The following is a 12,957-nucleotide window of genomic DNA, read 5'->3' as shown; positions in this document are numbered from 1 at the left end:
ATCCATTAAATGCGTTCCATCGCTGTCTTCAACGTTCCAACAACAAAAGCGATTTCTTCACTCGAAATAACAAGAGGCGGCGCTAATGTTAAAACGTTATTATATCCTGCTGTTGTCATACCGTTTCGTCCTATAATTAAGCCCTTTTCTTTACAAGCATTTACAACACTTGCAATTTTGTCGTTATCAATTGGCTCTTTCGTCTCTTTATCATTTACTAATTCAATTCCAACTAATAGACCTTTTCCTCTAATATTCCCAACAAGCGGATGTTCCCCAATTTCATCTTTTAGTTGCTCTAATAAAAGGGAACCCATTTGCGCAGATCGCTCGATTAATTTTTCATTTTCCATAATCTCTAAGTTTTTAAGTGCTAATGCACAAGCTGCTGGATTTCCACCAAATGTATTAATATGGCGGAAGAATTCATATTCTCCTTTACCTTTAAAAGCCTCATATATTTCTTTTTTCACAGCTGTTGCAGATAATGGTAAATATGCGCTCGTAATGCCCTTTGCCATTGTAATAATATCTGGCTTCACATCATAATTCATAAACCCAAATGCTTTTCCTGTACGACCGAAACCGCAAATTACTTCATCACTAATAAGCAAGGCACCGTGTTTTTGACACGTCTCATGAACAGCTTTCATATAGTCTTGTGGTGGCATTAATATGCCCCCGCCTGTAATAATTGGTTCCATAATAAAAGCAGCAATTGTTTCACTTAATTCCCACGTCATAACACGATCGACTTCTTTCACACATTCTACATCATAAATATGCTGCCCTTCAATTTCAGGCATACGGTAACAATCCGGTGGTGTTACGTGTAAAAAACCTGAAGCAAACGGCTCATACTGATATCTACGCTGCGCTTGTCCCGTCGCTGCCATTGTCGCCATTGTATTCCCGTGATACCCACGGTAACGTGACATAAATTTATAACGATGTGGTTCACCTTTTTGAGCATAGTATTGCCTTGCTATTTTAAAAGCTGTTTCGTTCGCTTCTGAACCACTATTTGAGAAGAAAATAACATACTCTCCCCCAAGCCACTCATTTAACTTTTCAGCAAGCTTTATAGCTGGCTCATGGGATTGTGACATTGGAAAGTATGATAATGTTTGTAATTGCTTATAAGCCGCTTCTGCGAGCTCTTTTCTTCCATATCCACTATTGACACACCAAAGGCCACTCATACCATCTAAATATCTTTTTCCTTGTATATCTTCAACCCAGCACCCTTCAGCTTTTGCCCCTACCATTGTACTATTTGGACTAAAGGGACGCATTCCGTGCCAAACATATTGCTCATCTTTTGCTAATAATTCATCAGTTTGCTTCGTTTTCATCATTACTTCCACCTTCCATAACAACTTATTTTTCACAAAAGCTGCGCTGGTGCCATGATGACTTAAATTTCTCCCTGCTATTTTCATTCCACAAAATTAAGACAAATCCTACTTACAAATCAGTAATATTTACAAGAAAATGACAAAAGAAAAAAGAGCTTTTCTTATCTATCGAAAAGCTCCTCTTTTATTTAATGTGAAGACGCATCGCTAATGCCATGACCAGTATTAGATTTCACTAGAATTTCATCAAATTTCGCTTCATCTTCTTTCTTACTAGATAAAACCGTTCCTAAATATGCTGCAAGAAATCCGAGTGGAATTGAAATAATTCCTGGTGTCGTATATGGGAATAACGCTTCCCCAACAAAAATAGCTTTTCCAGCTACAGGGTTCCAAACATTCGGACTCAACGCTACGAGAACAATTGCTGATACGAGACCTACAATCATACCCGAAATAGCACCCGTTGTATTAAAACGCTTCCAATATATTGTAAATAAAATTACTGGTAGATTTGCACTCGCTGCAACTGCAAATGCTAATGATACTAAAAATGCTACGTTTAATGTTTGGGCAAATAATGCAAGTATGATAGATAGTATCGCTACTCCAATAGATGCATAACGAGCCATGGATACTTGCTCTTTTTCCGTTGATTTTCCTTTACGAATGATTTCATTATAAAAATCATGAGCGAATGCTGATGCTGCTGTTAATACAAGACCTGCCACTACAGCCAAAATCGTTGCAAAAGCAATTGCTGATACGAAAGCAAATAAGAAGTCTCCACCTAACGCTTTGGCTAATAAAGGTGCCGCCATATTACCAGCTGGGTTCGCTTTAATAATCGCTTCATTTCCTACAAACGCTGCCGCACCAAATCCTAAGAAAATCGTCATAATATAAAATGCACCAATTAACCACGTCGCATATACGACAGATTGACGTGCAGTTTTTGCATCACGTACTGTAAAAAAGCGGACAAGTATATGTGGTAATCCAGCTGTACCAAGTACTAGTCCTAAATTTAAAGAAAGTGTATCAAGACCATCCTTATACTTTACACCTGGATTTAAAAATGAATCTTTTAAAGGTGTAGCTGTTTTCATTTGAGCGAACATTTCAGTCACGCTGAAGTTGAATTTTGCGAAAACGATAACAGAAATAATAAACGTACCAGCCATAAGTAATACAGCCTTTACGATTTGTACCCAGCTCGTTGCTGTCATACCTCCAAAAATAACATACACCGTCATAAGTGTTCCAACGATTAATACAGATGTCGTATATTCAATCCCTAATAATAATTTAATAAGTGCACCCGCGCCAACTAATTGTGCAATCATATAAAAGATAGAAATCGTCATCGTATTAAGAGCTGCAACTCCGCGAACTTTTTTCGCATCAAAGCGTGCTGCAATCATATCCGCCAAAGTGTACTTTCCTAAATTTCTAAGCGGTTCTGCAACAAGATATAGTACAACTAGATAAGCAACTAAAAAACCGATACTATAAAAGAATCCATCAAACCCAGTTAATGCGATTGCTCCAGCTATACCGAGAAATGAAGCAGCAGACATGTAATCTCCAGCAATGGCCAGACCATTTTGCCAACCAGTTAATCCCCCTCCAGCCGTATAAAATTCACTCGCATTTTTCGTTTTTTTCGATGCAAAATAGGTTATGACGAGCGTACCAAGAACAATAATTAAAAATAGTGCAAATGCAGTAGTATTCAAGTTCAGCCCCTCCCTTTTTGCATATCTTGTAGAATTTTTCGGGAGATTTCATCAAATGATTCTGCTTTTTTGCTATAAATCATACATAGTGCCCATGTCATGATAAATTGGGAAAAAGCAAATACCCACGCCCATGTAACGTCTCCAAATGCAGGTGTATTAAGCACCTTTGAATACGATGTTAGAATAGGTAATGCGATAAAAAAACTAAAAAAGAAAATACTCATTGGAATGATAAACTTCTTTTTCGTATTTAATAACAATTGAAATTCTTCCGACTGAACGACCTCTGTATAATTCACCTCATTTTGCAACTTACGTGCTGACGTATCGTCTCGTTTCATTAACCGGTCCCCTCTCTTACTTGAAATACACTTCCCCCTTGTATACCTAAAGACTAAATTTTATAAATATTCAGAAACTTATTTTCATTTTAGACAATCCATACATTTCTGCAAAGATTTTTTGATAGACATTTTTCGGCATTTTCCCCTAAGTTTTTAATATAATTTTTCAAAATAAAGTGACACCTTACTTATTTTTTCCTCATTAAAACAAAAGCAGTGCTTAACGCACTACTTTTGTCTTTTTCTCCTTTTCTAAATTACGAGCCGTTTCGCTTAACTCAACGTCTTTTCCATCTTTAAGCGTTCCAAATATGAAATCGAATACTGGATTTGAAACACCAAACCAAAACTTTTCATTTTTATAATGGTGTAATATGTGCTGTTTTTTTAGCCATCTTCCAAACTTAGTGACGGGACGAATTGGCTTATGTGCAATATAATGTTTCCATTCATAAACGAGAAGCATACTAATCATTCCAATTCCGAATGAAAGTGTAATAGTAACACTTTTTGTTATAGCATATGATATAAGTAAATATATAGTAAAGCTCGGTATACTAAACCATACAGGCAAAAATAAAAGTTTTAAATCATCTGGATATACGTGATGGTCATAATGTAATCTTCTTAACATCTTTAATAAAAATATGTTTTTAGGTGGTTTTAAGTGAAATAAAAACCGGTGTGTCATATATTCGTTTAGCGTATAAAAAATAATCCCAAACAAACATGATAACAAACCGATCCATGTGAAAAATTGCATTTTTAAAATAATGATAAAAACAAATAAAATACTATACATAATAACGATATCATGTTGTAAAAAGAACTCTTTCCCCACTTTCTTCATCTTGTTTCCCCCTTTTCAAAAAAAACAGCCGCAACATATCGTTACGACTATTTCTTTTCTATTCTTATTCTATTCACTTTACAAATTTGCCTGCTGTTCTATTGTCGAGAAAAAATTGTTTGGTCCAAATATATTTTGCTTCGGAATAATATGTTCCACTGCAAACACTGTTACTTCTCCTCTTTGCACTTCTCCAATAATGAGCCCAAATATTTCATGATTTACTGCAAACGTCGGTTGCTTTGTTTGTAACAATCTTGCTGCATTATGAAATACCGTTTCATATAGTGGATTTCTATCAGTAATTTCTTTTCGGATTTTTGGCGCTAACGTAATTATAATTTCTTTTCCTTCAATAGTGGTTCGATACATAAAAATCTCCCCTTCAATCTTATGTGAACAACTGTAAAGCTTTGTATGCAAAATGTATAGAATAACATACTAAAATAATACCTGCTCCGGCTGTTATGTAGCTAAGCGCTTTTGGTTTTAATAAAGTTCTTCCAAAATGTACAGAAAAAGCAATATTTAAATTCCATAAAATAATACCAGCAATAATGCAAAGACTGTATAAAAAAGCTTCTTGTTTCGTTACCTTCGTAAGTAATGAGCTAAGTGTACTTCCGTATATACCAAACCAAAAAACAAGATTTAATGGATTGGATATCGCAATTAAAAATCCTGCCATAAACGATTGCTTAAGGCCACCTACCTCTTCTTTTTTATATTCCATATTCGAGTGGAAAATTCCTTGTTTTACACTTTGAAATCCTAAATAAAATAACAAGAAAAAACCCGTGCAATACATGAAGGCTTGTACATATGTATACATAAACACAGAAGATAAACCGAAATAAATGAGAAGCATAAATAAAACATCTGCAGTCATTCCGCCAATTCCAACAACCCAAGCGTGCCAAAACCCACGTTCAATTCCTCGTTTTAACATTTCAATATTAATTGGACCTACTGGCGCAGCCAATGATATACCTAATACGATTTGCTGTATAATTGCTCCAAACATCGCTCTATCCTTTCTACTCTCTTTACTACTAGTTAATGATGTAATTAAAAAAATAGACTAGCTTTCATAATAAAATACCCTTTTTTATCCAAAATATACAAAAGAGCCATCTAGGTGATGGCTCTTACTTTTCTATCTTATGAAGAAAAGGACATTTCCCTTTTATTAGCTCTACATCGTCTCCTATGAAATATTGTTTCCATTCGCGATGCTCTGGGTCACCATAATGACTAATGTTAGGATGTTTCGGCAATTGATCCCACTTTTCAACTCGCTCACGGACCATTTGTCTTGAATATGCTCCTTTAGGACGATCTCCCTCTAATCCATCAAAAATAGTGCGTGGCTGAAACCCAATAACGAGTGAATTCCCTAAATGTCTAGTTTTTCGTTTTTTATAAGCTGGCGCATTTCCAAATGCGAATATTGGCTCACCACCAAATGAAAATTCCCATAAATAATGGTCTGGATCTTCAGGAATTTGCTTTGGCCATGCTTGATTATCGTTTTCATGTAAATACTGTAACACTTTCCAAAAGGAATCACGGTAATATTCGAGTGATTGTTCTTCACATTCCGGTTCTACAAAAAGGAAAAAGCCTCTTCTTACAATCGGTCTCTCTTTCATTAACTCTAAAAAAGATAACATTGTATGCGGCAAATGACTCCAATCATTATGAGAAAGAAATGAATAACGAAGTTCATTCTTTTTCAAAGCTGTTAAACCGAAATAGCATGGAAAAGTTGGTTCTAACACGACACTTGAAAAAATCTCAAATTCTTTTGCAACCCAATCCGGTATGTCGGTTCTCGTTCTCATTCCTTCATTATCTAATAAGTAAGACTTATTCATTCTTTCACCTCATTATGTATAGCATTCAATTAAGAATATTACATACTCGGCCTGTCCTATACCTACTTAAAAATTTGACTGAAAAATTATTTAAAAATACAAAAAAATAAAATCGCTTACTTGACTAAATTCTCCCAATTCGTGTATATTTAAATTAATCATTTAGCAGAATATTCAAGAATATAGCATTTTTAGTTTATATTATTTTTTTAAAATGAATTTCACTAAATGAAAATAGTAAACGCTTTTAGGAGGAATTGTAACATGCAAGGAAAAGTAAAATGGTTTAACAACGAAAAAGGTTTTGGATTTATCGAAATGGAAGGCGCTGACGATGTATTCGTACATTTCTCTGCTATTCAAGGAGACGGCTACAAAGCTTTAGAAGAAGGTCAAGAAGTATCTTTCGACATTACTGAAGGTAACCGCGGACCTCAAGCTGCTAACGTAGTAAAACTTTAATCCAACATATAACAGGAGGTTACCTTACTTGGTAACCTCCTTTGTTATTCCTTTGTATATTTCCGTTTTACAGAGCAAAAACTATGTGAAATGCGCACTATACAAAGGAGGAATTATTAATGGGATCAGAAGTAAATGATTTTGAAGAAGTGAAATTCCGTGTAGAAACAGCACAAAAAATGGTAGGATCAGCAACAATTTCAATGGATCCAGATACATTAGAGCATGCTACTACTGCTGTAGAAGCAGCTCGCTCTCAGCTTGAAATTATGAAATCTGTTGCAACTGATTTAGATGAACCATTTTTAATGAATGAGGAAAAGAAATTAAATAAATGTGAGCATCAACTAAACGAAGCAAGACACTAAAAAACATCCAGAGAATTTTCTCTGGATGTTTTTCATGACAACTGGTCCCCATACTTTTTCAATGTTTCTCCAACTGTACATTGCCTTATACAAAATGAATGGGCATAATATTTACTATTTGTCTTTCGATTATGTTCTCGCAAAAAACAGCCTTCACAATACGTTTCTAATAAGTCATTTACCTCTGTAATGAGTTGCTTTTTATCCACCTTTGCACCTCTCTATTCAGTTATTTCTTTATGACTATCAATAACTGTTCCTTCCAATGCTTGCGTAGCTAATTGATGTGCTTCTTTATTTTGTTTTCTAGATATCGGCTCACATATAAGTTTTAATTTCATTTGCTTCGCCTTTTGTTCAATTTGATCTAAATAATGATTTAAATGTTCATCATAACAAGGCCATTCTCCGGCTAATTGCTGCAGTACCACTTGTGAGTCTCCGCGAAGTGTAACTGCTTCATACTTAATCCCTAGTTCCTCGAGTATATTCATACCGTATAATAATGATGCATATTCCGCTTCATTATTATCATATATACCTTCTATATATGCATTGCGGCGAATGCGGTAGTTTGTATTTGCTTTTTTATAATACACACATATACCAATGCCAGCTTCTTTCGTTTGCACATCATACCCACCATCAAAATAAACGAGTATTTCTTGGGGCTCTTCCTCTACTTGCTTACTTAACTTTTTCATCTCTTTTAATGACCATTCTGCGTCCATTTCATCATAAAATGAAAATTCTTTTACTCTTCCTGTTTTCTCAAAATCCTCTGCAAATTGAAGTACTTCTTCTATGTTCATATACCCTGTCGTTAATTCCGTCTGCAATCCGCGCTTCGTTTTATACAACCAATGAATTTTATATTTCATACTACATTCCCCTTATGTAAGACTTCTTATTTATCCGGCTAATTGAAGCCTCACTTTATTTTATTATATTTTATCAAGAGTCACAGTATTATATTCAATATGATTACATACAAAAAGAGCTATCCCTATAGGAATAGCTCTTTCATCTATTACATAAATCTTTCAAATTGTACTCGCTTATTAATCCAGTACATTACAGGCATACCGATCGCCATGACAACAAATTCACCAATTGCACAAGTTAACCAAGACAACATAAATGGTAAACCCAATGCAAGATGAAGTTCAATTGCAATCATAAACATTGTAATCGTAAAGATAACTGTATTAAAAATCATACGAGCCCAAACACCTTTAATAAACCGCATAGAAATAATCGTTGCAACTAATGCAAGAATAGATTGACCTACTCCAAATACTAAATCATAAGCGATCATAGGTGAGAAAAAGAGATTCGTTAAAAATACACCTAATACAATTCCGTAAATTGCTTTCTTGTTAAATACAACGAGATGATTAAACATCTCTGAAATACGAAACTGTACATTCGTAAAGCCAAATGGCTGAATAAGCATAGAAACAGCAATATATAATGCCGCTAAAATACCATTACCGACTAATGTTCTAATATTCATGACAAAATCTCCTTAGTTTTTTTACGTGGGATGGTTTCGAACCACGTTATTCGTTTTTTAAGCAACAAGATTATATTTTACGTGGTAGCCCCTCTTTCGTCAATAGATTCCTATCGTGAACTACCTTTTTTCTTTTAGACAACGTATAATAAAGCATATGAAAGATTTAGGAGGTTTCACTTCATGACAGCAACAATTCAAAATAAAAAAGTGATCGTTTCCATTTCTGACAAAGGTGCAGAATTACAGAGCGTTCGCTTAAAAGAAGACAACATAGAATATTTATGGCAAGGTGATTCTACTTATTGGGGACGCCGTGCACCAATTTTGTTCCCAATTGTCGGTCGATTAGTAGATAATACATACTACGTAGACGGTAAACCATATTCATTAACACAACACGGTTTCGCTCGTGATCTTACTTTCTCCGTGAAAGAACAAAGCGAAACAAAGATCACTTATATCGTTACTAGTAATGAAGAAACATTAAAAAAATACCCATACGAATTCGAATTACTCGTTTCTTATGAGCTAGATGGACAAAGTGTTCATGTAACATATGAAGTAAACAATCCTACTTCTAAAGAAATGTTCTTCTCAATCGGAGCACATCCTGGATTCAACTTCCCTTTATTGGACGGTGAATCATTTACAGATTATTACTTATCGTTTAATGGTTCGGAACGCTTAGAAACAAGCGTATTAGAAGGACCTTATCTTTCAAACAAAAAGCAATTAATCGCTGAAAATACGACTGAATTGCCACTTACATATGATTTATTCAAAAATGATGCACTTATTTTTGAACATATGAATACGAATGAAATTTCGATTCGTTCTCATAAACATAATAAATTTGTAAAAGTGGAATTTGATGGATTCCCATTTGTTGGCGTATGGACACCAGGGGATAACGCACCTTTCTTATGTATTGAACCTTGGTATGGAATCGCTGATGAAGTAAATCCAGCAAAAGATTTCAAGGACAAAAAGGGAATTCAATCTTTACAAGCGAATGAAACATTTACATGTCGTTACAGCATCACAATCGGATAACTACTCTATCCCCTACTTCAAAAAAATATTTAAGTAGGGGATCATCTTATAATTTGGAGGTTTCTCATTTTGATTGAAGTATATATTGATGGTGCATCAAAAGGAAATCCTGGTCCTTCTGGTGCAGGAGTGTTTATTAAAGGCGTTCAGCCACCTATACAACTATCAGTACCACTTGGAACAATGTCCAATCATGAAGCAGAATACCGCGCTTTACTTCTAGCATTAAAATATTGCATCGAGCATAATTATAGCACTGTCTCTTTTCGTACAGATTCGCAGCTTGTTGAGCGGGCTGTTGAAAAGGAATACGCAAAAAATAAAATATTTGCACCTCTTTTAGATGAAGCACTGCAGTACATAAAAAACTTCGATCTCTTTTTTATTAAGTGGATTCCAAGTAGTCAAAATAAAGTAGCTGATGAATTAGCTAGAAAAGCTATCTTACAAAATTAACGGGGGTATGAGTGTGAAAAAAGAGTGGATTGCTCCTCTTGCTTTATTATTTGTCTCTTTTATTTGGGGAGCTACGTTTGTTGTCGTTCAAAACGCTATGTCTTTCGTTGGTCCATTTACGTTTAATGGTATTCGCTTTTTATTCGCTGGAATTATTTTATTATTCGTTCAAATTATTTTCTCACAGAAAACTTCAAAACAAGAATTAAAACATAGTAGTTTAGCTGGATTAATGGTTGGGTTCTTCTTATTTGTCGGCTATTTATTACAAACATTTGGCTTACTCTATACAACTTCTTCAAAAGCAGGTTTCTTAACTGGGCTAAGCATTGTTATGGTCCCAATCTTATCATTTATCTTTTTAAAACAAAAAGCCACCATTTTCATCATACTTGGTATTGCTGTAGCTACAACAGGTTTGTACTTATTAACAGCTGCTGATTCTTTCCAATTAAATATAGGAGATATACTTGTTCTTGGTTGTGCAGTCGCTTTCGCTGCCCATATTCTTATTAACGGCTTCTTTTCTAAAAAAATATCACCTTTATTATTAAGCACATCTCAAGTATTAGCTGTTGGTATATTTTCTTCTATTTGCGCTTTCTTGTTTGAAGATTGGAAAAAGTTATTTTCAGTATCACTATGGACGAATCAATCCTTTTTATTCGCACTCTTTCTAACTGCCCTGTTTGCAACATCTATTGCTTTTTTCATTCAAACATCGGCACAAAAACACACTTCTCCAACGAGAGTAGCAATTATTTTCGCAATGGAGCCCGTTTTTGCTGCATTAACAGGCGTTCTCGTTGCAAATGAACAACTTTCTATTTCTGCTATTATCGGATGTCTATGTATTTTTCTAGGCATGATTTTTGTTGAATTACCTTCCAAAACAAAAAAAGAAGCGCAGGCTGCGTGAAGTTACGCTTGTAACTTCCGCATAAAAGCCTTAGCGCTTTTTTTATCTGTAATTTCTTCCTCTTTCAATCGTTCTAATAACGCAACGAAATAACTACCATCAAACTGCAATTGATGTTTAATTGTCGCTTCTATTGCTGCGTTCACAATCCCATCAGACGCACCAGTATATCCTTGTCCAAACATAATAAACCCTTGTGCTTCCTCTGATAATTTAAATCCTTTCGTATGTAAGAATGAAAGATAATCTTCTACTGTTTGCATGTTATTCCCACCTACTCAAAAATTCTCCATCTCCTATCATACATGTTTTTACACGCTATGAGAATGAAATTTCTTTGACAACTTTGTAAATCAATCTTCTACTTCTCTTACAATGGAGGATTTTCTAACAATCTGAAGGAATATGTACAGTGGAACTTATTTCATATTAAAGGGGAGACACGATGAAACAAGCACTATTAATTATTGACGCTCAGCAAGAATTAATTGATGGAAATGAGCAAGAAAATGAAGTTTTTCGTAAAACCGAGCTATTATCTACACTAAATATAGCCCTGCAGAAAGCAATAGATTCAAATGCTCTTATTGTTTTCGTAAGAGATATCGATGTTGCTTCTGGTAGTGGCGAAGGATTTGAAGTACATAATCAAATTCAAGTACCCCAGTCTGCAATCTTTATTAATAAAGCAGCAACCAATTCATTCTACGGCACTTCTTTACTTGAACTTTTAAAAGAAGAAAACATTAATCATATTGTTATAGGCGGATGTAAAACAGAACATTGCATTGACACTGCAGTTAGAGCAGCAACTGTACAAGGATTTGACGTTACATTAATTAAAAACGGTCATTCAACAACTGATTCTAACGTATTGTCTGCAGAACAAATTATTGGTCATCACAATAAAACTTTACACGGTCATTATAACGTTGATCATTTTTCTATGGTGAGAGATATCGAGGAAGACCTCTTTCAGCCGACTCATGATCAATATCGTGATTAGCGAAAAAGAATCCTTCATTCAGAAGGATTCTTTTTCACCCAAAAATTTGTGCTGCAATGCTATATAACTCATTATTCCTTTTTAATAATTGACCGCTATTTTTCATCATAATTGGTGGTGTATTCACCTTTTTAAAACCAGCAATCTCTAATTCTTTCATGAAATCGTTCTTTCCTTCTGGTACATCCATTCTTAATCTCCCATTATGCCCTCTTGCTAAATTATGTACTATTCTCATTGCCATCGCATTATTTTTAGCAACGACTGGTCCTATTATTTTATTTTCTGGCGTTTGTATACTTATACCGTATCCTACTACATTTTCTTTCGTATCCTTTACAACGACACACTGCTCACTTTGCATAATTCTTTGTTTTAAAAAATCGTTTCGACTTGTCCCAAATGCATCTCTATCTATTTTTATTATTTTTTCTAAATCACACTCTTCATAATTCATCATATAACCTTCATTTTCTATACAATGATCCTTCGTATTGTACGAGTTACATATGTATTTAGAAACATAACTAACAGCCCTAAATCCTAATTTTTCATATAAGGGCTTCCCTTCATCCGTAGCAATAAGCATAAATGGAGTTTGAACTGATACGCTATTCATGCATGAATTTGTAATCCTCTTTCCAATTCCTCTTCCCTTATAATCTGGATGTACAATTACCATTCCGATAGATGCCAACGCCTCCCCATATAATATTATTGCTGCGCTAGCAATAAGTTCCTTTCTCTCATTCCATACGCCGTATACAATACCTGAGTTAAAAATTGTTTCAACTTCTTCTCTGTTATAATCCCAGCCAATATAAGATGATAATGCTACAATGTCGCCTATTTGTTCTTCCCTAAGACGCTCCACTCTAATTTCCAATTCAATCATACTCCATCCCCTTATCTAGACATTTAAATCATTATTACTAAATCAACTTGTACATGTTTCCCTTTATTTATCACACACATATGTTATTTTGACCAAGACTATATTGTA

18 protein-coding genes and 1 riboswitch are annotated in these 12,957 nt (G+C 34.6%); of the genes, 6 read left to right on the top strand and 12 right to left on the bottom strand.

Annotation, left to right across the window (positions count from 1 at the left end; translation table 11 throughout):
* Window positions 1-5 precede the first annotated feature (5 nt).
* The 7 genes from MR136_RS16705 to MR136_RS16675 all read right to left on the bottom strand — a co-directional run bounded on the left by MR136_RS16705 (window position 6) and on the right by MR136_RS16675 (window position 6,171).
* Window positions 6-1,355, bottom strand: coding sequence for an aspartate aminotransferase family protein (locus MR136_RS16705; RefSeq protein ID WP_017672985.1), 1,350 nt, complete (start codon window positions 1,353-1,355; stop codon window positions 6-8).
* A 191-nt stretch (window positions 1,356-1,546) separates the two neighbouring features.
* A complete protein-coding gene (locus MR136_RS16700) occupies window positions 1,547-3,097 on the bottom strand; it encodes a solute symporter family protein (protein ID WP_001098240.1) in 1,551 nt (516 codons plus the stop codon).
* Window positions 3,098-3,099: 2 nt separating this feature from the next.
* The gene (locus MR136_RS16695; protein ID WP_000817366.1) at window positions 3,100-3,441 is read right to left on the bottom strand and encodes a DUF485 domain-containing protein; all 342 of its coding nucleotides are present in this window, start codon (window positions 3,439-3,441) and stop codon (window positions 3,100-3,102) included.
* A gap of 223 nt (window positions 3,442-3,664) precedes the next feature.
* A complete protein-coding gene (locus tag MR136_RS16690; protein ID WP_017672987.1) occupies window positions 3,665-4,294 on the bottom strand; it encodes a sterol desaturase family protein in 630 nt (209 codons plus the stop codon).
* 78 nt (window positions 4,295-4,372) lie between these two features.
* On the bottom strand, window positions 4,373-4,666 hold the full coding sequence (locus tag MR136_RS16685; RefSeq protein WP_000286383.1) for a hypothetical protein: 294 nt from the start codon (window positions 4,664-4,666) through the stop codon (window positions 4,373-4,375).
* Window positions 4,667-4,685: 19 nt separating this feature from the next.
* On the bottom strand, window positions 4,686-5,318 hold the full coding sequence (locus MR136_RS16680; RefSeq protein WP_017672988.1) for a LysE family transporter: 633 nt from the start codon (window positions 5,316-5,318) through the stop codon (window positions 4,686-4,688).
* A 124-nt stretch (window positions 5,319-5,442) separates the two neighbouring features.
* Window positions 5,443-6,171, bottom strand: a complete 729-nt coding sequence (locus MR136_RS16675) for a YqcI/YcgG family protein (RefSeq protein ID WP_001043771.1) — start codon at window positions 6,169-6,171, stop codon at window positions 5,443-5,445.
* 264 nt (window positions 6,172-6,435) lie between these two features.
* Between MR136_RS16675 and cspB the strand changes: the two genes are divergently transcribed.
* Both cspB and MR136_RS16665 read left to right on the top strand, forming a co-directional pair.
* Window positions 6,436-6,633: a cold shock-like protein CspB gene (gene cspB, locus MR136_RS16670; protein ID WP_001161731.1), complete on the top strand. Its 198-nt coding sequence runs from the start codon at window positions 6,436-6,438 to the stop codon at window positions 6,631-6,633.
* Between the two features lie 119 nt (window positions 6,634-6,752).
* Entirely contained in the window at window positions 6,753-7,001 is a 249-nt protein-coding gene (locus tag MR136_RS16665) for a DUF2564 family protein (protein WP_000534392.1), read from the top strand.
* Between the two features lie 32 nt (window positions 7,002-7,033).
* On the opposite strand, the gene MR136_RS16660 is transcribed toward MR136_RS16665, so the two are convergent.
* The 3 genes from MR136_RS16660 to MR136_RS16650 form a co-directional block, all read right to left on the bottom strand.
* Window positions 7,034-7,210 (bottom strand): zinc-finger domain-containing protein, encoded by a 177-nt coding sequence (locus MR136_RS16660; RefSeq protein WP_002023738.1) that lies wholly within the window; start codon window positions 7,208-7,210, stop codon window positions 7,034-7,036.
* Window positions 7,211-7,222: 12 nt separating this feature from the next.
* Window positions 7,223-7,882, bottom strand: a complete 660-nt coding sequence (locus MR136_RS16655) for a ribonuclease H family protein (RefSeq protein WP_000875558.1) — start codon at window positions 7,880-7,882, stop codon at window positions 7,223-7,225.
* Window positions 7,883-8,031: 149 nt separating this feature from the next.
* Window positions 8,032-8,517 (bottom strand): QueT transporter family protein, encoded by a 486-nt coding sequence (locus MR136_RS16650; protein ID WP_001026474.1) that lies wholly within the window; start codon window positions 8,515-8,517, stop codon window positions 8,032-8,034.
* A gap of 6 nt (window positions 8,518-8,523) precedes the next feature.
* Window positions 8,524-8,568: riboswitch (PreQ1 riboswitch) on the bottom strand.
* Window positions 8,569-8,700: 132 nt separating this feature from the next.
* Between MR136_RS16650 and MR136_RS16645 the strand changes: the two genes are divergently transcribed.
* The 3 genes from MR136_RS16645 (at window position 8,701) to MR136_RS16635 (ending at window position 10,948) form a co-directional block, all read left to right on the top strand.
* Window positions 8,701-9,573: an aldose 1-epimerase family protein gene (locus tag MR136_RS16645; RefSeq protein ID WP_000127435.1), complete on the top strand. Its 873-nt coding sequence runs from the start codon at window positions 8,701-8,703 to the stop codon at window positions 9,571-9,573.
* Window positions 9,574-9,642: 69 nt separating this feature from the next.
* The gene (locus tag MR136_RS16640; protein ID WP_017672989.1) at window positions 9,643-10,029 is read left to right on the top strand and encodes a reverse transcriptase-like protein; all 387 of its coding nucleotides are present in this window, start codon (window positions 9,643-9,645) and stop codon (window positions 10,027-10,029) included.
* Window positions 10,030-10,042: 13 nt separating this feature from the next.
* Entirely contained in the window at window positions 10,043-10,948 is a 906-nt protein-coding gene (locus MR136_RS16635) for a DMT family transporter (protein ID WP_000712607.1), read from the top strand.
* Window positions 10,949-10,950: 2 nt separating this feature from the next.
* Here the strand turns inward: MR136_RS16635 and MR136_RS16630 are convergent, their stop codons facing one another.
* Window positions 10,951-11,211: a DUF6123 family protein gene (locus MR136_RS16630; RefSeq protein WP_001195212.1), complete on the bottom strand. Its 261-nt coding sequence runs from the start codon at window positions 11,209-11,211 to the stop codon at window positions 10,951-10,953.
* Window positions 11,212-11,393: 182 nt separating this feature from the next.
* Between MR136_RS16630 and MR136_RS16625 the strand changes: the two genes are divergently transcribed.
* Window positions 11,394-11,954 (top strand): cysteine hydrolase family protein, encoded by a 561-nt coding sequence (locus MR136_RS16625; RefSeq protein ID WP_000806319.1) that lies wholly within the window; start codon window positions 11,394-11,396, stop codon window positions 11,952-11,954.
* A 34-nt stretch (window positions 11,955-11,988) separates the two neighbouring features.
* On the opposite strand, the gene MR136_RS16620 is transcribed toward MR136_RS16625, so the two are convergent.
* Window positions 11,989-12,849 carry a GNAT family N-acetyltransferase gene (locus MR136_RS16620; RefSeq protein WP_000571016.1) on the bottom strand — a complete coding sequence of 287 codons (861 nt, stop codon included), beginning with the start codon at window positions 12,847-12,849 and terminating at the stop codon, window positions 11,989-11,991.
* Window positions 12,850-12,957 lie beyond the last annotated feature (108 nt).

This window comes from Bacillus cereus group sp. BfR-BA-01311 (genome assembly GCF_022664295.1).
GTDB lineage: Bacteria > Bacillota > Bacilli > Bacillales > Bacillaceae_G > Bacillus_A > Bacillus_A cereus.
This window is presented reverse-complemented; position numbering and strand designations above follow the sequence as displayed.